This window comes from Streptomyces exfoliatus, from assembly GCF_000725545.1.
Taxonomy (GTDB): Bacteria; Actinomycetota; Actinomycetes; order Streptomycetales; family Streptomycetaceae; genus Streptomyces; species Streptomyces exfoliatus.
Genome location: NZ_JNZP01000015.1, coordinates 327,186 through 344,300, shown reverse-complemented (window position 1 = coordinate 344,300; position 17,115 = coordinate 327,186). Strand labels below are relative to the sequence as shown.

General features: G+C 73.4%; 19 protein-coding genes. 8 read left to right on the top strand and 11 right to left on the bottom strand.

Annotated features, from left to right (window positions below; all coding sequences use genetic code 11):
- The first annotated feature begins 35 nt into the window (after window positions 1–35).
- Entirely contained in the window at window positions 36–1,118 is a 1,083-nt protein-coding gene (locus IO20_RS0119385; RefSeq protein WP_030551541.1) for a Zn-dependent alcohol dehydrogenase, read from the top strand.
- A 127-nt stretch (window positions 1,119–1,245) separates the two neighbouring features.
- Here IO20_RS0119385 and IO20_RS0119380 read toward each other — a convergent pair whose 3' ends face one another.
- Window positions 1,246–1,962 carry a DsbA family oxidoreductase gene (locus IO20_RS0119380; RefSeq protein ID WP_030551542.1) on the bottom strand — a complete coding sequence of 239 codons (717 nt, stop codon included), beginning with the start codon at window positions 1,960–1,962 and terminating at the stop codon, window positions 1,246–1,248.
- 40 nt (window positions 1,963–2,002) lie between these two features.
- The gene (locus IO20_RS0119375) at window positions 2,003–2,941 is read right to left on the bottom strand and encodes a DMT family transporter (protein ID WP_030551543.1); all 939 of its coding nucleotides are present in this window, start codon (window positions 2,939–2,941) and stop codon (window positions 2,003–2,005) included.
- A gap of 117 nt (window positions 2,942–3,058) precedes the next feature.
- On the opposite strand from IO20_RS0119375, the gene IO20_RS0119370 reads away from it, so the two are divergent.
- Window positions 3,059–3,721 carry a TetR/AcrR family transcriptional regulator gene (locus tag IO20_RS0119370; RefSeq protein WP_030551544.1) on the top strand — a complete coding sequence of 221 codons (663 nt, stop codon included), beginning with the start codon at window positions 3,059–3,061 and terminating at the stop codon, window positions 3,719–3,721.
- A 46-nt stretch (window positions 3,722–3,767) separates the two neighbouring features.
- Here the strand turns inward: IO20_RS0119370 and IO20_RS0119365 are convergent, their stop codons facing one another.
- Together IO20_RS0119365 and IO20_RS0119360 are read right to left on the bottom strand one after the other, a co-directional pair.
- A complete protein-coding gene (locus IO20_RS0119365) occupies window positions 3,768–4,463 on the bottom strand; it encodes a response regulator (RefSeq protein ID WP_245684980.1) in 696 nt (231 codons plus the stop codon).
- A gap of 5 nt (window positions 4,464–4,468) precedes the next feature.
- A complete protein-coding gene (locus IO20_RS0119360) occupies window positions 4,469–5,668 on the bottom strand; it encodes a sensor histidine kinase (protein WP_030551547.1) in 1,200 nt (399 codons plus the stop codon).
- A gap of 159 nt (window positions 5,669–5,827) precedes the next feature.
- Here IO20_RS0119360 and IO20_RS0119355 point away from each other — a divergent pair, with 159 nt between their 5' ends.
- Window positions 5,828–6,739, top strand: coding sequence for an ATP-binding cassette domain-containing protein (locus IO20_RS0119355; RefSeq protein ID WP_030551549.1), 912 nt, complete (start codon window positions 5,828–5,830; stop codon window positions 6,737–6,739).
- Between the two features lie 37 nt (window positions 6,740–6,776).
- Complete coding sequence (locus IO20_RS0119350) at window positions 6,777–7,664, top strand: ABC transporter permease (RefSeq protein WP_030551551.1); 888 nt, start codon at window positions 6,777–6,779, stop codon at window positions 7,662–7,664.
- A 65-nt stretch (window positions 7,665–7,729) separates the two neighbouring features.
- On the opposite strand, the gene IO20_RS0119345 is transcribed toward IO20_RS0119350, so the two are convergent.
- From IO20_RS0119345 to IO20_RS0119335, 3 genes are all read right to left on the bottom strand, one after another.
- On the bottom strand, window positions 7,730–8,653 hold the full coding sequence (locus tag IO20_RS0119345) for a DMT family transporter (RefSeq protein ID WP_037635796.1): 924 nt from the start codon (window positions 8,651–8,653) through the stop codon (window positions 7,730–7,732).
- A gap of 168 nt (window positions 8,654–8,821) precedes the next feature.
- Window positions 8,822–9,517 carry an ArsR/SmtB family transcription factor gene (locus tag IO20_RS0119340; RefSeq protein WP_030551555.1) on the bottom strand — a complete coding sequence of 232 codons (696 nt, stop codon included), beginning with the start codon at window positions 9,515–9,517 and terminating at the stop codon, window positions 8,822–8,824.
- 18 nt (window positions 9,518–9,535) lie between these two features.
- Window positions 9,536–10,219: a TetR/AcrR family transcriptional regulator gene (locus IO20_RS0119335; protein ID WP_030551556.1), complete on the bottom strand. Its 684-nt coding sequence runs from the start codon at window positions 10,217–10,219 to the stop codon at window positions 9,536–9,538.
- Window positions 10,220–10,289: 70 nt separating this feature from the next.
- Between IO20_RS0119335 and IO20_RS0119330 the strand changes: the two genes are divergently transcribed.
- The 3 genes from IO20_RS0119330 (at window position 10,290) to IO20_RS0119320 (ending at window position 12,544) form a co-directional block, all read left to right on the top strand.
- Complete coding sequence (locus IO20_RS0119330; RefSeq protein WP_030551558.1) at window positions 10,290–11,447, top strand: acyl-CoA dehydrogenase family protein; 1,158 nt, start codon at window positions 10,290–10,292, stop codon at window positions 11,445–11,447.
- Window positions 11,448–11,556: 109 nt separating this feature from the next.
- Complete coding sequence (locus tag IO20_RS0119325; protein WP_030551560.1) at window positions 11,557–11,844, top strand: YiaA/YiaB family inner membrane protein; 288 nt, start codon at window positions 11,557–11,559, stop codon at window positions 11,842–11,844.
- A 73-nt stretch (window positions 11,845–11,917) separates the two neighbouring features.
- On the top strand, window positions 11,918–12,544 hold the full coding sequence (locus IO20_RS0119320; protein ID WP_030551561.1) for a TetR/AcrR family transcriptional regulator: 627 nt from the start codon (window positions 11,918–11,920) through the stop codon (window positions 12,542–12,544).
- Here the strand turns inward: IO20_RS0119320 and IO20_RS0119315 are convergent.
- Complete coding sequence (locus IO20_RS0119315) at window positions 12,535–12,996, bottom strand: MaoC family dehydratase (RefSeq protein ID WP_030218146.1); 462 nt, start codon at window positions 12,994–12,996, stop codon at window positions 12,535–12,537. The two genes, IO20_RS0119320 and IO20_RS0119315, sit on opposite strands and share 10 nt — an antisense overlap.
- A gap of 123 nt (window positions 12,997–13,119) precedes the next feature.
- Here IO20_RS0119315 and soxR point away from each other — a divergent pair, with 123 nt between their 5' ends.
- The gene (gene soxR, locus IO20_RS0119310; protein WP_030551563.1) at window positions 13,120–13,599 is read left to right on the top strand and encodes a redox-sensitive transcriptional activator SoxR; all 480 of its coding nucleotides are present in this window, start codon (window positions 13,120–13,122) and stop codon (window positions 13,597–13,599) included.
- Window positions 13,600–13,608: 9 nt separating this feature from the next.
- Here the strand turns inward: soxR and IO20_RS0119305 are convergent, their stop codons facing one another.
- The 3 genes from IO20_RS0119305 to IO20_RS0119295 form a co-directional block, all read right to left on the bottom strand.
- A complete protein-coding gene (locus tag IO20_RS0119305; protein WP_030551566.1) occupies window positions 13,609–14,223 on the bottom strand; it encodes a hypothetical protein in 615 nt (204 codons plus the stop codon).
- 163 nt (window positions 14,224–14,386) lie between these two features.
- A complete protein-coding gene (locus tag IO20_RS0119300; RefSeq protein ID WP_031127463.1) occupies window positions 14,387–15,652 on the bottom strand; it encodes an alpha/beta hydrolase family protein in 1,266 nt (421 codons plus the stop codon).
- Between the two features lie 127 nt (window positions 15,653–15,779).
- Window positions 15,780–17,114 carry an erythromycin esterase family protein gene (locus IO20_RS0119295; RefSeq protein ID WP_030551570.1) on the bottom strand — a complete coding sequence of 445 codons (1,335 nt, stop codon included), beginning with the start codon at window positions 17,112–17,114 and terminating at the stop codon, window positions 15,780–15,782.
- Window position 17,115 lies beyond the last annotated feature (1 nt).

Genomic DNA, 17,115 nt, shown 5'->3' with positions numbered 1-17,115 from the left:
CCGGTTCCGAGTTCCGAGGAGCACCGCACGTGAGCGTGATCCGTGCCGCAGTCCTGCCCGCCGTGGGATCTCCCCTGGAGATCACCGGCATCGAGCTGCCCGAGCCCGGCCCCGGACAGGTCCGGGTCCGGCTCGCCGCCGCCGGCGTCTGCCACTCCGACCTGTCCCTCACCAACGGCACCATGCGCCTGCCGGTCCCCGCCGTCCTCGGGCACGAGGGAGCGGGCACCGTCGTCTCGGTCGGCGAGGGCGTCACCCAGGTCGCCCCGGGCGACGCCGTCGTCCTCAACTGGGCCCCGTCCTGCGGGAAGTGTCACCCCTGCACGCTCGGCGAGGTCTGGCTCTGCGCCGACGCCCTGGCCGGCGCCGCGAACGTCCACGCCCGTACCCAGGACGGCACCGAACTCCACCCGGGCCTCAACGTCGCCGCCTTCGCCGAGGAGACGGTCGTCGACGAGAAGTGCGTCCTGCCCGTCCCCGACGGGATCCCGCTCACCGACGCGGCCCTGCTCGGCTGCGCCGTCCTCACCGGCTGGGGCGCCGTCCACCACTCCGCCCGGGTGAGGGAGGGCGAGACCGTCGCGGTGTTCGGTGTCGGCGGGGTGGGCCTGGCCACGCTCCAGGCCGCCAGGATCGCGGGCGCGTCCACGATCGTCGCCGTCGACGTCTCCCCGGAGAAGGAGGCGCTCGCACGGGCGGCGGGGGCGACCGAGTACGTCGTCGCCTCGGAGACCACGGCGAGGGAGATCCGGAAGCTGACGGGAGGCCAGGGCGTCGACGTGGCCGTCGAATGCGTGGGCCGCGCCGTCACCATCCGGACCGCCTGGGAGTCCACCCGGCGCGGCGGCCGCACCACGGTCGTCGGCATCGGCGGCAAGGACCAGCAGGTCACCTTCAACGCCCTGGAGATCTTCCACTGGGGCCGCACCCTCACGGGCTGCGTCTACGGCAACTCGAACCCGGCCGAGGACCTGCCGGTGCTCGCCGAGCACATCAGGGCCGGGCGGTTCGACCTCGGCGCGCTCGTCACCGAGCGGATCACCCTGGACGGCATCCCGGGCGCCTTCGACAACATGCTCGCGGGCAAGGGCGGCCGGGCCCTGGTCGTCTTCCCCTGACACACCGGCGGACCCGCACCGGACCCGCCACCGGACCCGCACCGACCCGAGGCCGGTGCGGGTCCGGTGCGGGTCCGTCGCCGATGGCCGTTCGTCTCATCGGCCATGCCGCCATGCCGCCATGCCGCTATGCAGCGGCGGCCCGCAGCAGGATGTCCTCGTACACCCTCGGGTCGTCCGAGACGATCACCGGCCAGCCGATGCCGTAATCGCCCGCCCAGCCCACGTCGATCCCGGGATTGGCGTGGTCGGAGCCGTCGGGCAGGAACAGGTGCGGGCTGCAGTCGATCCGGTCGCTCCCGGCGAGCGCGGCCTGGTCCGCGAGCGCCCGGCGCGCCCGCCCGTCGTCCAGCGCCTCGGTGAGGGCGTCGACATCGACCACGCCGGTGTCCGCGGCCACGTCCAGGATCACCCTGCGATGGGAGACGCAGCGGGACTCGGCCCAGAACGCCCGGCGAAGCCCGAGGTCCAACTGCTCCGACGCGTTCAGGCTCTGCTCCTTCGTCGCGTGCACCGCCTCCAGGGCGGGCAGGGTCGTCGACGGGTAGAGCCAGTCCTTGGCCTGCCACAGCTGCCACCCGGCGTCCGGCTCCAGGACGGCCATCCTGGCCACCTCGCTGTCCGTGCCGGGGCGGGGGCTGGGGGCGTCGTTGAGCAGTTCGAGCGGGAAGGCGCGCAGGTCGAAGGAGACCTGCTCCGTCAGGCCCAGACGGGCCCGGGTGGTGTGCAGCCGGTGGACGGCGATGTGCGCGAAGGAGCACCAGATGTCGGCGAAGACGGTGATGACCCCGCGCGGCGGGATCAGGCCGACGGTGCTCGCGTCGGTGCTGTTGGGTCCGGACATGGTTCTCCTCGTTTCGTGTGCGGCGGGGTGCCGGTGTCGGTCAGACGAGCTGGATGGTCAGGGAACCGGCGATCAGCAGGCCGAGGCCCAGGGCGCGCGGCTTCGTGAGGGCACGCCGCGGGAGTGCGAACAGGCCCTTGTGGTCGATCAGCGCCGAGGTGAGCTGCTGTCCCGTCACGGTGAGCGCGATGGTCACGGCCGCCCCGATGGAGGGGATGAGCAGGAAGGTGCCGGTGACGTAGGCGGCGGCGCAGGCGCCACCGAGCCAGCCCCACCAGGGCATCTTCTTCAGCGGGGCGATCCTGGGCTTGGGCGTCCGCCGGGTCGCGTAGAGCACCAGCAGGACGACGGCGATGGTGAAGGTCGCCACGGCGAAGCTGATCACGGCGACGGTGAGGGGCTCTTTGAGCTGCGCGCGCAGCTGGGCGTTGACCGCGCCCTGTACGGGAAGCACCGCACCGGCGAGGACGCCGAGCGCGAGCAGGCCGGTCCGGCCGGCGTTCGACATCCGGGGGGCGCCGGGAGGGGCGGCGGCCCTCATGCCCCGGACGATCACGACGATGCCCGCGAGGACAGCCCCGGCGCCGACGACGATTCCGGCGCTCAGGTCCTTCTGTTCGAGGCCGAGGAGGCCGAAGAGGTCGAGTGCGAGCGAGGCGAACATCTGGCCGGTGACGAAGAGTCCGACGGCGGCGAGGGCGCCGAGGCGCGGGAAGAGCAGGATGCCGCTGGTGATGTAGAGCGGACTGGCCAGTCCGCCGAGCAGTTGCCAGGCCTCGACGTCGGGCAGCCCGCCGAGGGCGCCGAGGGCTCCGGCCGCCACCGCGAGCACGGTGAGGAGACCGGTCGCGACGCATAGCTGGATGGTCGAGGCGCCGTACGGCGTGCCGACGGCCGAGTTGAGCTGGAGGTTCACCGAGGCCTGCACGGCCAGGAGGCAGCCGACCAGCAGGGCCGCGGCGAGGAGCGCGGTGTGCATCTTGATCTCCCTGGCGGGATGGTGGTTATAAGTGGACACTGAGTCCGTTTAGCATGCCACGCGACGCGTCAAGCGGACAAGGTGTCCACTTGGCCTCGGGGAAGTAGGGTCTGATCCATGAGCGAGGACGAGCAGCGCGGACGTGGAGCCACCTCCGTGCACCGGGTGGGCGGGCTCCTCGGCGATCTCCAGGCGCCCGACGACCAGCCGGTCGCCCCGCGCCGACGCGCGGACGCGGAGCGCAACCGCGCCCAGATCCTGGCCGCGGCGGAGCGGCTCTTCGCCGAGCAGGAGCCCCGGTCGGTCACCATGGACAAGATCGCCAAGGCGGCGGGGGTCGGCCGCGCCACGCTGTACCGGAGCTTCCCCGACCCGTCGTCGGTCGCCGTCGCCCTGCTCGACGAGCACGAGCGCCGGCTCCAGGGGCAGCTCATCTACGGTCCGCCGCCACTCGGCCCCGGCGCCCCCGCCGGAGAGCGGCTCGCCGCGTTCTGCCTGGCGATGGTCGATCTGCTCGAACGTCATCTGCCGCTGGCGCTCGGAGCGGAGACCGGCCCCGCGCGCTTTCGGACGGGCGCCTACGGCTTCTGGCGCGTCCACGTCCGCACGCTGCTCGTCGACCACGGGATCCGGGACCCGGACCCGCTGATCGACATCGTGCTCAGCCCGCTGTCCCCGGAGGTGTTCCGGTTCCAGCGGCACGAACTCGGCCTGTCGACCGAGCGCATCGGCCGGTCCCTCGCCGACTTCGCCCGCCAGCTGTTGCGCTCGGGGGAGTGAGCGGGGAGGGCGGCGCCCGTGTTCCGGGGCATCCCGGTGTTCCGGGTCAGGCCGGCGGCGCGGTGACCAGCCTCAGCTCGTACGCCGTGATGACCAGCTGCACCCTGTCCCGCGCGTCCAGTTTCGTCAGCAGCCTGCTCACATGGGCCTTCGCCGTGGCCACGCTGATGTGCAGACGGGTGGCGATCTCCGCGTTGGACAGGCCGCGTCCGACGAGGGTGAGCACCTCCCGCTCGCGCGCGGTGATCCCCTCCGTGGGCCGTGGCGGCGGGGCGGCGGGGCGGGCCGCGAACTCCGCGATCAGACGGCGGGTCACGCTCGGCGCGATGAGGGCGTCGCCCGCCGCGACGGTCTCGACCGCGGCGAGGATCTGGTCCATGTCCATGTCCTTGACGAGGAAGCCGCTCGCACCGGCCCGCAGCGCGCCGTAGACGTACTCGTCGTCGTCGAACGTGGTGAGGACGAGGACCTTCGGTGGCGTGCCGGGGCTCGCGGTGATCCGCCGGGTGGCCTCGAGGCCGTCCATGCCCGGCATCCGGACGTCCATCATCACCACATCAGGCGCCAGCCGTTCCGCGAGCCGTACCGCCTCCTCGCCGTTCGCCGCCTCGCCCGCCACCTCCAGCCTGGGGTGGTCGGCGATCAGCACCCGCAACCCGTGCCGGACCAGCGGCTGGTCGTCGGTCAGCAGCACCCGGGTCAGCCGGTCCCCGCCGGTACCGGAAGGGTCGTATGACGGCACCCGCGTCATCCGTTCGCCGCCGGTACGGGGAGCCGGGCCGCCACGCGGAAGCCGCCCTCGGCGCGCGGCCCGGCCGTGAACTCGCCGTGCAGCAGCGCCGCGCGCTCCCGCATGCCCGTCAGGCCGTAGCCGGCGGCGCCGGGCAGGCCGGCCGGGCCGTGTCCCTCGTCGGTGATCTCGATGGACAGGTCGTCCGCACGGCGCTCGACGGTCACCCGGCAGGCGTCGGCGCCCGAGTGGCGGACGACGTTGGTGAGGGCCTCCTGGACGATGCGGTACGCGGACAGCTCGATCTCCGCGGGCAGCGGCCGCCGTTCGCCCCGCCAGTCGATGCGCACCCGCACGCCCGCGTCGCGGGTGCGCTCCGCGAGCCCGTCGAGATCGGCGAGCACCGGTGCCGGGCCGAGCGGGGAGCCCCCGTCCCCGGGGTCCGCCTCCCGCAGCGCGCCGAGCATCCGGCGCAGGCCCGCCAGGGTGTCGCGGCTGGTCTCCTCGATGGCGGCGAGGGAGTTGCGGGCCTCCGCCGGCTGGGTGTCGATGACGCGCCGCCCGACCCCGGCCTGGATGGCGATGACGCCGATGCTGTGCGCCACCATGTCGTGCAGTTCCCGGGCGATCCGCAGCCGTTCCGCGGTGACGGCCCGCTCCGCGGCCCGGTCCCGCAGCGCGGCCGCGTGCCGGCGGCGCTCGCCGGCCGAGTGGCCGAGCGTCCAGGCGGTGACCGTCATCAGGGCCAGGAAGGCCGAGACGGCGAGGAACGACGAGGCGTAGTAGGCGGCCGCCCCGATCTGCGCTCCGAGCGCCACGAGCGCGGCGCCGGCCGCCGTCGCCCGCGACCGGGTGGCGGCGATCCGTCCGACGGCGAGAGCGGTGAGCACGGCCTGCAGATACGCGATCTGCCAGGCCTGCGTCCGCGCGGCCGCCGGTACGCCGTCGAAGCCCTGCCCCGCGGCCATCATCGAGTTCGCCATGACGGTCGCCGTGAAGGAGGCGATGAGCAGGAGCGCCAGGGCGGGCAGCGGACGTCGCCGCGTCAGGGGCAGCAGCAGTACGACGGGCAGGGCGGCCGGAACCAGCCGCATGCCGGTCAGTTCGGTGCCGGTGTTCAGCGTGACGACGTACAGCAGGACGACGTAGACGAGGCCCGCGCACCAGGCCGCGACCTCGGCGGGGAGTGCCCGCGGAGCATCCTGAGGGGCGTTCATGCGCAGCTCACCTGCCGGGCTTTCATGCGCCGATCATAGGCAGGCGGTCCGGCCCCGGGCATCGGCCCGTGGGCGTACTCCCGTGGGCTACCGCCGGCGCCCCGATGGTGGCCGGCGGCCCGATGCCCGCGGGGGGTCCGCCCCGGCAGCGTGGACACCGTGATCGAAGCGACCGAACTCATCAAGCGCTACGGCGAGACCACCGCCGTCGACCGCCTGTCCTTCACCGTCCGCCCGGGTGTGGTCACCGGGTTCCTGGGGCCGAACGGTGCCGGCAAGACCACCACCCTGCGGATGGTCCTCGGCCTGAACCGGCCCACCGGCGGCACCGTGACCGTCGACGGGCAGCCGTTCGGCGACCGCCCTCGTGGCCTGCGCCACGTCGGCGCCCTCCTCGACGCCCATGACGTGCACGGTGGTCGGACCGCCCGCGCCCACCTCACGGCACTGGCGGTCGGCAACGGGCTGCCGCGCCGACGGGTGGCGGAGGTCCTCGCGGAGGTGGGCATGGCCGACGCGGCGGGCCGCAGGATCGGCGGGTTCTCCCTGGGAATGAAGCAGCGGCTCGGCATCGCCGCCGCCCTCCTCGGCGATCCGCCCGTACTGCTCTTCGACGAGCCGCTCAACGGCCTCGACCCGGAGGGCGTGCGCTGGGTGCGGAACCTCTTCGGGCGACTGGCGGGCGAGGGCCGCACCGTGCTCGTCTCCAGCCATCTGATGCGGGAGATGGAGCAGACCGCAGAGGAGCTGATCGTCATCGGCCGCGGCAGGCTGATCGCGGCGGAGAGCCTGCGGGACTTCGCCGCCCGCGGCAGGGAGCCGCAGGTGAGCGTCCGTACGCCCGACACGGCCGCCCTGTCCGGGCTGCTGGCGGAACAGGGGGCGGTGGTACGGGCGGAGCCCGGCGGGGCGTACACGGTGACCGGTCTGCCCGCGGACCGCATCGGCGAGCTGGCCTTCGCGCACGGGGTGCGGCTGCACGAACTCAGCACGTGCGCGGCCTCCTTGGAGGAGGCGTTCATGGAACTCACCGCGGAGAGCGTCGAATACGCCGCGGGAGCCGACCGATGACCCCCGTGACCTCCCCGTACTCCTCAGGAGCCGCCCGATGACCCCACTGCTCGACACCGCCCCGGCCCGCCTCCCGGCTCGCCTTCCGCCCAAGGTTCCCGTCCGGTTCCGGCACCTCCTCGCCGCCGAGTGGATCAGACTCTGGTCGCTGCGGTCCACCTCATGGGTGCTCGGCGTCGGAGCGCTGGCCGTGATGGGCATCAACGTGAACTCCGCCGCGTCCAACGCGGACCGGCTCGCGGATCAGGCCCAGCGGCCGCCGGAGCCGCCGGCGGGGGTTCCGGACGGCCCCGAGTTCCTGTTCGATCCGCTGCACACGGCCTTCGTCGATCCCGCCTGGCAGCTGTTCATGATCATCGCCGCTGCCGTGGGGGCGATCGTGGTCTTCGGCGAGTACACGACGGGGCTGATCCGTACGACCTTCGCCGCGGTCCCCGACCGGCGGGCGGTGATCGCCGCCAAGGTGACCGTGGTGTCGGCGGTCATGCTCGCGCTCGGCACGCTGGTCTCCGCCACCTCCTTCGGCGTCACCCAGATGCTGCTGCGCGAGCACGGCGGCCTGTCGCTCGGCGACCCGGGCGCCCTGCGCGCCGTGGTCGCGGGCGCCCTCCTCGCACCGCTGTGCGCGCTGGTCGGTATGGCGGTGGGTGCGGTGGTCCGGCACGCCGCCGGGTCCGTCGTCACGGTCGTCGGCCTGCTGTTGCTGCTGCCGGCGCTGTTCGGGGGCGAGCGCTACCGCTGGGTCAAGGAGATCGGCAACGCCATGCCGCTCAGCGCCTGGCAGCGGCTGGTGACGAACCCCGAGCGGGCGCACGACCTCGGCAGGTATCCGCTGACCGTCACCGAGGCGTGGATCGTGTACGGAGCGTGGACCGCCGCCGCGGTGGCCGTCGCGGTGCTGGTGGTACGGCGCCGGGACGTGTGAGCGCCAGGGGGCCGGCGCCCACCGGAGCGGGCGTCGGGCCCCACCGGCCCGGCGCCCCCGGCCCGTCAGGTGGATTCGGCTGCTCCGGCGCCGACGGACGACCGGGACCGGGAGCGGGAGACGGCCACACCGGCCAGGCACAGCGCGCCCCCGGCGAGGGTGAGAAGCCCGGGCAGCTCGCCCAGGAACACCCACGCCATCAGCACGACCAGGGCGGGTACGGCGTACGTCGTCGCCCCCATCCGCCCGGCGGTCGTACGGGCCAGGGCATAGGCCCAGGTCGTGAACGCGAGCGCGGTCGGGAACACGCCCAGATAGATCATGTTCAGCGTCGCGGACAGCGGTGCGCGGCCCGCCTCCTCGACCAGCTGCCCGGCGAACGGCAGGCAGGCCACCGCCCCCACCAGGCAGCCGAAGGTGGTCACCTGGAGCGCGCTGCCGTGAGCGAGCGCCGGCTTCTGGGCCACCACCCCGCCCGCGTACGCCATCGCCGCGAGGACGCAGAGCACCACCCCGAGCACCGAGGCGTGGCCGCCGGAGGAGCTGCCGTCCGCCCCGGACATGGACAGGCCCACGGTCACCGCGCCCGCGAAGGACACCGCCATGCCGGCGAGCAGCCGGGGCGGCAGCGACTCCCCGAGGAAACGGGCGCCGAGCAGGGCGATCAGGATCGGTCCGATGTTCACCACCATCGCCGCCGTGCCCGCGTCGACCTCCTGCTCGCCCCAGTTGAGCACCACCATGTACACCCCGAACCAGAGCAGGCCCGAGACCGCGATCCCCCGCCAGGCCGCTCGCGGCGGCAGCCCCTCCCGCCGGATCAGGAGGACGGCCCCCAGGACCAGGACCCCCGCGAGCAGCCGGCCGAGCGCGAGCGCGCCGGGCGAGTAGGCCGTCCCGGCGCTGCGGATGGAGACGAAGGCGGAGGCCCAGAGGACCACGGTGACACCGGCGGCGGCGAGCGCGAGCCGCGAGGATTGCTTCTGCATGGCTCGACCGTAGGGCGCGGACGCTTCGGCGTTCACCGCAATATCGCCCCGCGACGGCCCGCCCCGCGACCGCCCGCCCCGCGACGTCGGACCTCGCGCCCTGCGACCGCCGCCCCGCGACCGTGCGTCCTGCGGCCATGCACCCCGCGACCGCGCGCAGGACCGGCCTCACCCAAGCTCCGCCGGAGCGATGCCCAGGGACGCGTACAGCGCGCTCTCGCCCTCCTCGGTCACCTTCACGGCCCGCTCCGACCCGATGCGTACGCACCATCCCGCGTCCAGCGCGTGCCGGCACAGCGCGGCGCCGGCGACCCCCGCGAGATGCGGCTTCCGCTCGGTCCAGTCGAGGCAGCCGCGCGCGACGGGCCGCCGGCCCCGGCGTACGAGGGGGACGCCGAGGTCGTCGAACCAGGCCAGGCCCTGGTCCGTGAGCGCGAAGCCGGTGTCCTGGCGCAGCAGTCCGCGCGCGGTCATCGCCTCGGTCACGACGATGCCCAGCCGTCCCGCGAGGTGGTCGTAACAGGTCCGCCCCCGGGCCATCGCCCGCCCCGCGTTCGCGGCCCGCAGCGAGCGGGGCGGCGCGGCCACCGCCGGTTCGGACCGCACGGCCAGGTCCTCGACGAGGTGCGCGATCCCGGGATCGGCGAGGCGGACGTAGCGGTGGCGCCCCTGCCGCTCCTCCGCGAGGACCCCGCCGGAGACCAGCTTGCCGAGGTGCTCGCTCGCGGTGGACGGCGCCACGCCCGCGTGCCGGGCGAGTTCCCCCGCGGTCCAGGCCCGCCCGTCGAGCAGGGCGAGCAGGAACGCGGCGCGGGTCTCGTCCGCGAAGAGCGCCGCGAGGGCGGCGAGGTCACTGGCTGCCATGCGTCGAGGTTCCCGCACTCACGCTTCGGCGGCGGCCGAAGTGTCGGGGCGGGCCGGGGGGCGCCGGCCGAGGGTCTCGTACTGGAGCCTGAGCCCGTCGAGCAGGGCCCGCAGGCCCGTGTCGAAGGCGCCTTCGTCGACCTTCTGGCGGTGTTCCGCGAGGAGGTGGGCCTGGCCGAGGTGGGGGTAGTCGGCCGGGTCGTAGGCCGACTCGTCGTCGACGAAGCCGCGGGCGAAGGAGCCGAGCGCGGAGCCGGTGATGAAGTACCGCATGAGGGCGCCGATGGAGGTGGCCTGGGCCGGCGGCCAGCCCGCGCGGACCATCGCGCCGAAGACGGCGTCCGCGACCCGCAGACCGGCCGGGCGGCGGCCGGGGCCCTGGGCGAGGACCGGGACGATGTGGGGGTGGTCGGCGAGGGCGGCGCGGTAGGAGACGGCCCAGTCGTGGAGCGCCGAGAGCCAGTCGCGGCCGTCGTCCTCCGTGAACATCGACAGGTCGATCTTCTCGCTCACCGCGTCGGCGACGGCGTCGAGGATCTCGTCCTTCGTGCGGAAGTGGTTGTAGAGCGAGGGGCCGCTCACCCCGAGTTCGGCCGCGAGCCGGCGGGTGGAGAGCGCGCCCAGGCCCTCCGCGTCCACGAGCGCGCCCGCCGTCTCGACGATGCGGTCTCGGCTGAGCAGGGGCTTGCGCGGTCGGGCCATGGCGCACATAGTAGGCCTGCGTTCAAAAACTAGCAGTGGTAATTAACGGGACCGGACGAGGTGATGCACGGTGGATCTGGCGCTGAGCGAGGAACAGGAAGCCGTACGGCGGCTCGCCGAGGACTTCGTGGCCCGCGAGGTCACCCCGCACGCGACGGCATGGGACCGCGCCGAGGAGGTCGACCGGGGAATCGTGAAGAAGCTCGGCGCCGTCGGCTTCCTCGGACTCACGATCCCGGAGGAGTACGGCGGCTCCGGCGGCGACCACCTCGCGTACTGCCTGGTGACCGAGGAGCTCGGCCGCGGCGACTCCTCCGTGCGCGGCATCGTCTCCGTCTCCCTCGGCCTCGTCGCCAAGACGATCGCCTCCTGGGGCAGCGAGGAGCAGAAGCGGCAGTGGCTGCCCCGGCTCGCCTCCGGCGAGGCGCTCGGCTGCTTCGGCCTCACCGAACCCGGCACCGGCTCCGACGCGGGGAACCTCGCCACCCGGGCGGTACGGGACGACGCCACCGGCGACTACGTGATCAACGGCACCAAGATGTTCATCACCAACGGCACCTGGGCCGATGTCGTCCTGCTCTTCGCCCGCACCGGCGACGCCCCGGGACACAAGGGCGTCTCCGCCTTCCTCGTCCCCACCGACACCCCCGGCCTCACCCGCCGGCCCGTCCACGGCAAGCTCGGCCTGCGCGGCCAGGCCACCGCCGAACTGGTCCTGGAGGACGTCCGCGTCCCGGCCGGCGCGATGCTCGGCCCCGAGGGCAAGGGCTTCACCGTCGCCATGTCCGCCCTCGCCAAGGGGCGCATGTCGGTCGCCGCGGGCTGCGTCGGCATCGCCCAGGCCGCGCTCGACGCCGCCGTGCGGTACGCGGGGGAGCGCGAGCAGTTCGGCAAGCCCATCGCCTCGTACCAGCTGGTGCAGGAACTGATCAGCGACATCGCCGTCGACGTGGACGCCGCCCGGCTGCTCACCTGGCGGGTCGCCGACCTGATCGACCGGGGCCAGGACTTCGCCACCGCCGCCTCCAAGGCGAAGCTGTACGCCTCCGAGGCAGCCGTCCGCGCCGCGAACAACGCCCTCCAGGTCTTCGGCGGCTACGGCTACATCGACGAGTACCCGGTCGGCAAGCTGGTCCGCGACGCGCGCGTGATGACCCTGTACGAGGGCACCAGCCAGATCCAGAAGCTCATCATCGGACGGGCGCTGACGGGGATCTCGGCCTTCTGACCTCCGGCTGCCGATCCCCGCCTCCCGCTTCCGATCCGTGCCTTCTGAGTACGACGCTGAGTACCCGGACGGATGTGGCAGCGGCCACGTCCGGCCGATGCTGACCTGCATGAGCGACACACCGGTCAAGCACCAGAACACCGCCGCCTACTACATGCAGGCCGTCCTCTCCTTCGGCATCGCCCTCGCGGCCGTGGCCATCGGGATCTTCCAGCTGGAGGCCAGCGCCTGGGTGCGGGCCTTCCTCGCCGTCGCGGTCCTCTACCTCACGACCTCGGCGTTCACGCTCGCCAAGGTCGTCCGCGACCGCCAGGAGGAGGGCCAGATCGTCAGCCGCGTCGACCAGGCCCGGCTGGAGAAGCTCCTCGCCGAGCACGACCCCTTCCAGAAGCTCTGAGCCACCGGATCTAAGCGCTTGCTCACCCTCGTTGTATGGTGTTCGTCCTGACGGGGTCGAGAAGGAGTGTCGGATGAGCGCGGCGGAGGAGACGCCCGGGGTCGAGGACGTGCCCTGGGGCGAGGTCACGCCCGAGGCGGCCCGGCGACTGCTCGTGGCCGCCGTCGAGGCGTTCGCCGAGCGGGGCTACCACGCCACCACCACCCGGGACATCGCCGGCCGCGCCGGCATGAGCCCGGCCGCGCTCTACATCCACTACAAGACCAAGGAAGAGCTGCTCCACCGCATCAGCCGGATCGGCCACGACAAGGCCCTGGAGATCCTCCGGGCCGCGGCCGACGGCGACGGCCCGGCCGCCGAACGCCTCGCCGACGCCGTACGCTCCTTCGTCCGCTGGCACGCCGAGCGCCACACCACGGCCCGGGTCGTCCAGTACGAGCTCGACGCCCTCGGACCCGAGCACCGCGCCGAGATCGTGGAGCTGCGTCGCGAGTCCGACGCGACGGTGCGCCGCATCATCGACGAGGGCGTGGCGGCCGGCGAGTTCGAGGTGCCGGACGTGTCGGGCACCACGGTCGCCGTGCTCTCCCTCTGCATCGACGTCTCGCGCTGGTTCAACACCCAGGGCCGCCGCACGCCAGACGAGGTCGGCGCGCTCTACGCCGACCTCGTCCTCAGGATGGTCGGCGCTCAGAAGTAGTAGCGGGAGACCGACTCGGCGACACAGACGGGCTTCTCGGAGCCCTCGCGCTCCACCGTCACCGCCGCCGTCACCTGCACGCCGCCACCGGCCTCCTCCACCTTCGTCAGGACGGCCGTGGCGCGCAGCCGCGAGCCGACCGGCACGGGCGCCGGGAAACGCACCTTCTCCGTGCCGTAGTTGACGCCCATCTTCATGCCCTCGACCGTCAGGACCTGCGGGACGAACAGCGGCAGCAGCGACAGGGTCAGATAGCCGTGCGCGATGGTCGTGCCGAACGGGCCGGAGGCCGCGCGCTCCGGGTCCACGTGGATCCACTGGTGGTCCCCGGTCGCCTCGGCGAAGAGGTCGATCCGCTTCTGGTCGATCTCCAGCCAGTCGCTGTGTCCCAGCTGTTCGCCGACCCCCGCGCGCAGCTCCTCGGCGGAGGTGAAGATCCTCGGCTCGGCCATGTTCCTGTCCCTTCTGGTACGGCGCACCGTCCCGGTACGGCATACCCAACGGTCGGTATCTAAGCGCTTGCTCAGCATGTGGGGGTGAGGGTGCCCCTGTCAACGGACCAGTAGGGTCGCGGGGTGCCGCAGATTCCAGAGAAGATCCACGAGCTCACCGTCGGCCAGCTCTCCGCCCGTAGCGGAGCCGCCGTCTCCGCCCTTCACTTCTACGAGGCGAAGGGGCTTATCAGCAGCCGCCGCACCACCGGCAACCAGCGCCGCTACGGCCGCGACACGCTGCGCCGGGTCGCCTTCGTCCGCGCCGCGCAGCGGGTCGGGATCCCGCTGGCCACGATCCGCGAGGCGCTCGCCCAGCTCCCGGAGGAGCGCACCCCCACCAACGAGGACTGGGCCAAGCTCTCCGCCGCCTGGCGCACCGAGCTCGACGAACGCATCAAGCAACTCGGCCGGCTCCGCGACCACCTGACGGACTGCATCGGCTGCGGCTGCCTGTCCCTGCAGAACTGCGTCCTGTCCAACCCGGACGACGTCTTCGGCGAACGGATGGCGGGCTCCCGCCTGATGCCGGTACGCCGGACCGCCCCGGAGGATCCGGCGTAGGGGCCCGGTTCAGGCCGCCGACGCCAGCGGCCGGTTCCGTTCCCCACGGGCGCGGGCCAGCGCCCCCGAGGTCAGCACCGCGCGGGGGACGCCCACTCCGCAGTCCCCGCACACCGGGCCGAGCCAGGGCTCGTACGCGTCCCCGGGACCGGTCCACTCGATCCGCGGCCCCGCGCACACCGGGCACTCCTCGCCGGGACCGCGCTCCAGGGCCGTGATCAGCCGCCGCAGCACCTCCGGCAGGGGGTCCGACGGATGCACCGCCGGATCGCCGCACCGGACCACCCCGTTGCCGCCCCAGATCCGCCGGTGCCAGTCGTCGAGCGCCCCCAGTCCCCGCAGGCCCTCCTGCTTCTCGCGCCGCCGCCGGGCGGCGAACCGCTCCTCGTAGGCGAGCCACAGGGCGCGCGCCTCCTCCAGCTCGTCGAGCGCGGCGATCAGCCGCCCGGGGTCGAGGTCCCGGTCCTCGGGTCCGAACCTGTGCCTGCGGCACAGGTGGTCCCACGTCGCCCGGTGCCCGTACGGCGCGAACCGCTCCAAGCACTTGCGCAGCGAGTACCTGCGCAGCGCCGTGTCGCACCCCGGATCGCGCACCTGTCTCGCGAGACTCCGGAAACCGGCCATCTCCCGCCACCTCCGTCGCTGGTCATTCCGCGGTATCAGAGGGACGAACGAGCGCCCCGCCGTGTTCCATCGAAATTCGGATGGCAGCCATCAGCGGCGCGCCGGAGCACCCCGAAAGGGGCTCTGACCAGGCCCGGGACCGACCTGGTCGGAAAGACGGGCTTCAACGCCCCGCGCGGGCCGCCGACACCACCACCCGGGCCAGCTCCGGCTCGCAGACGTCGCTGTGCGAGCGGACCACCTCCGCCGTGTCCACGTTCACACAGCCCGAGGCCGGCACCCCCGCGCCCAGGACCGCCGCCAGGCTCCGCTGCACCGTCCCCGGCACCGCCTGGACGCCGTCGTACCCGATCGCACCCCAGCGCGGATCGCTCGCGCCCGGCAGTCGCAGGCCACCGAGCGACTCGGAGTCGCGCGCGAGCCGGGACGCCAGCGGGTACATCACCCCGAGTGCCGTGTCGTGCCGCGAGTAGCAGGCCACCAGGGGCCCCCGGATCCGCTGCTGCACGTCCCGCAGCGAGCCGGACCGCCGGGCGTCGTGCGGCAGCCGCGCGGCGAACGCGTAGTGCGAGAAGGCGCCCTGGAGGAGCGTCACGGAGGCGACGGGGCGGGCCTCCGACGGCAGCCCCTTCAGCGCGTACGAGACGAGCCGGGCGCCCATGCTGTGGCCCACGAGGTGGACGCGGAGGCCGGGGGCGGCCCTGGCGACCTCGCCGAGCAGCGGTCCGAGGCCCGCTTCGCCGACCCGCCCGGCCCGCTTCTTCATCACGTAGTAGGTGGCCTGCCGCAGGGCTTCCCGGGCGCCCTTCCAGTACCGCTTGAGCCCCTCCCCGAAGCCGCTCTCGAATCCGTCAGCCGGTACGGCCACCGCTGGGACGGCCCCCGCTGGTACGGCCCCGGACGAGACGGCCCCCGCCTCCCGCGCCTCGGCCTCCAGTGCCTCCGTGAACAGGGCGCAGACCTCGACCGGGTCCGCGAGCAGGAACGCCGGCACCGCTTCCACCGCGGCGGCGCCTCCGCCGGACACGTCCGTCAGCTCCCGCAGCAGCGCCCCGAACTCGGCGAACGCCCTCTCGTCCGCCGCTGCCGTCACGAGGAGTTCGGTGAGCCGGTCGAGCACCGGCTCCTTCTCCGGGAGGACCGTCACGAGGGCCCGGTAGTCCGGTCCCGGCTCACCGGTGAACATCATCGACGGCCAGACCACTCCCGCGTACCCGGCCTCGGTCCCGGGGGCGAGCAGACCCGGGAAGGGGGCGAAGAAGTCGGAGTAGAGACGGGTGGCGCCGGAGGGAGAGCTGTTCCACCCGTGCGCGAACACCACCAGCTCCGTGACCCCTTGCCTCGCCAGTGCGGCGAGGGACGCGGACTGCCCCGGGGGTCCGTCGCCGTCCTTGTCGAAGGTGATCTCCCGGTACGGCTCCACACTCATCCCGGTCACGACCAGACCCGTCCCTCCACGTCGAGGGGGCCGCAGCGCCGAGTGCGCCCCGTGCGCGGGCGGCGGCTCCATGGCCAGCATGCCCGCGCACGGCCCCGTCCAGACGTCCGACGGGGTGTCAGCGCAGCCGGGCCGCCGTGATCCGGGGGAAGTGGATCAGCAGGTCGTACGCGGTGGAGAGCCGGACCGGGGCCACGGAGCCCGGCCAGGGGTACGCGGTCCCGATGTGCCGGCTCGGCCGGTGCGTGCCGAGCCAGTCGCGCGCCGCCGGTGTCGTCCGCCGCAGGTCCAGGTAGAAGGCGTCCGGCGAGACCCGGTCCAGGGTGTGGGCGCTGCTGTCGGCGCCGAGCGTGCCGAGGGTGAAGGTGCGGAGCGGCTCGCCCGGGGCCTCGGTGTCGTGGGCGTTGAACGAGCCCTGCCCGAAGGAGGCGCCGACGGTCACGTAGTCCCGGCCGAGGGCGTCACGGAGGAAGGCGCCCTGGGTGCGCGGGTACTGGTCCGGCTTCATCGACTCGTAGCCGACGTGCCCGTTGTGCGCCGAGAGCACCATCCGGTCGCCGGTCCGCCGCTGCCACCACACGGTGTTCTCGGCCATGATCCGGTCGCGGTAGAGCATCGCCTCCGCGACCCCCGCGTCCGTCGTCATGTCGTGGGCGTAGACGGTGCCGACCTGGGCGATGGCCCGCGCGTGCTGGACCGCCCAGGCGGCGGCCTCACGCGCGCGTGCGTCCTGACCCGGGGTCTGTCGCTCCAGGAGGGCGAGGGCGGTGTTCACCTCGCCGGCCATCCGCTGCCGCTCGGCCTCCGGCCTGGCCATGTACCCCTTCATCCACGCCCGCACCTCACCGGTGGGGCGCGAGGCCCGGTACAACTCCTGGAAGCGGGGGAGGAGCGCCGGGTGGGTGCGAGCCACGTACGAGGTCACCGTGTCGAAGAGGCTCCGGCCCGCGTAGCCGAGGTCGTTGCCCATGAAGCGGACCTGGTGGCCGGGGTGGAGCTGGTTGTGCCGGCGCATCCACAGGAACAGGTCGAGGTACTCCTCGGTGTTCCAGAGGCGGTACGACTCCTGGAACTCGTCCCGCATGATGGCCCGGATGTCGCCGCGGCCGGTGCGGACCCACTCGTCGACGAGGAGCCCGGTGGACCAGTTGGCCTCCAGGGCGAAGGTGGTGAAGCCCCGCCGCTCCACGAGGTGTTCGAAGATCCGGTGCTTGGCGGTGAAGAACTCGGCCGAGCTGTGGGTGGCCTCGCCGATGCCGACGACCTTGGCCGAGCCGATCATCCGGTCGAGCGGGCGCAGATCGGTCAAGGGCTGTGCGCTGCGGGCGAGTTCGCGGGCGGGATCGGAGGTGGTGGGGGTCGCGGCCGCGCCTGCGGCGGGGGCCAGGGTGCCGAGGCAGGCGGCGACCAGGAGTCCGACGAGGGGCAGGCGGCGTCGTAAGGAGAGGTTCATG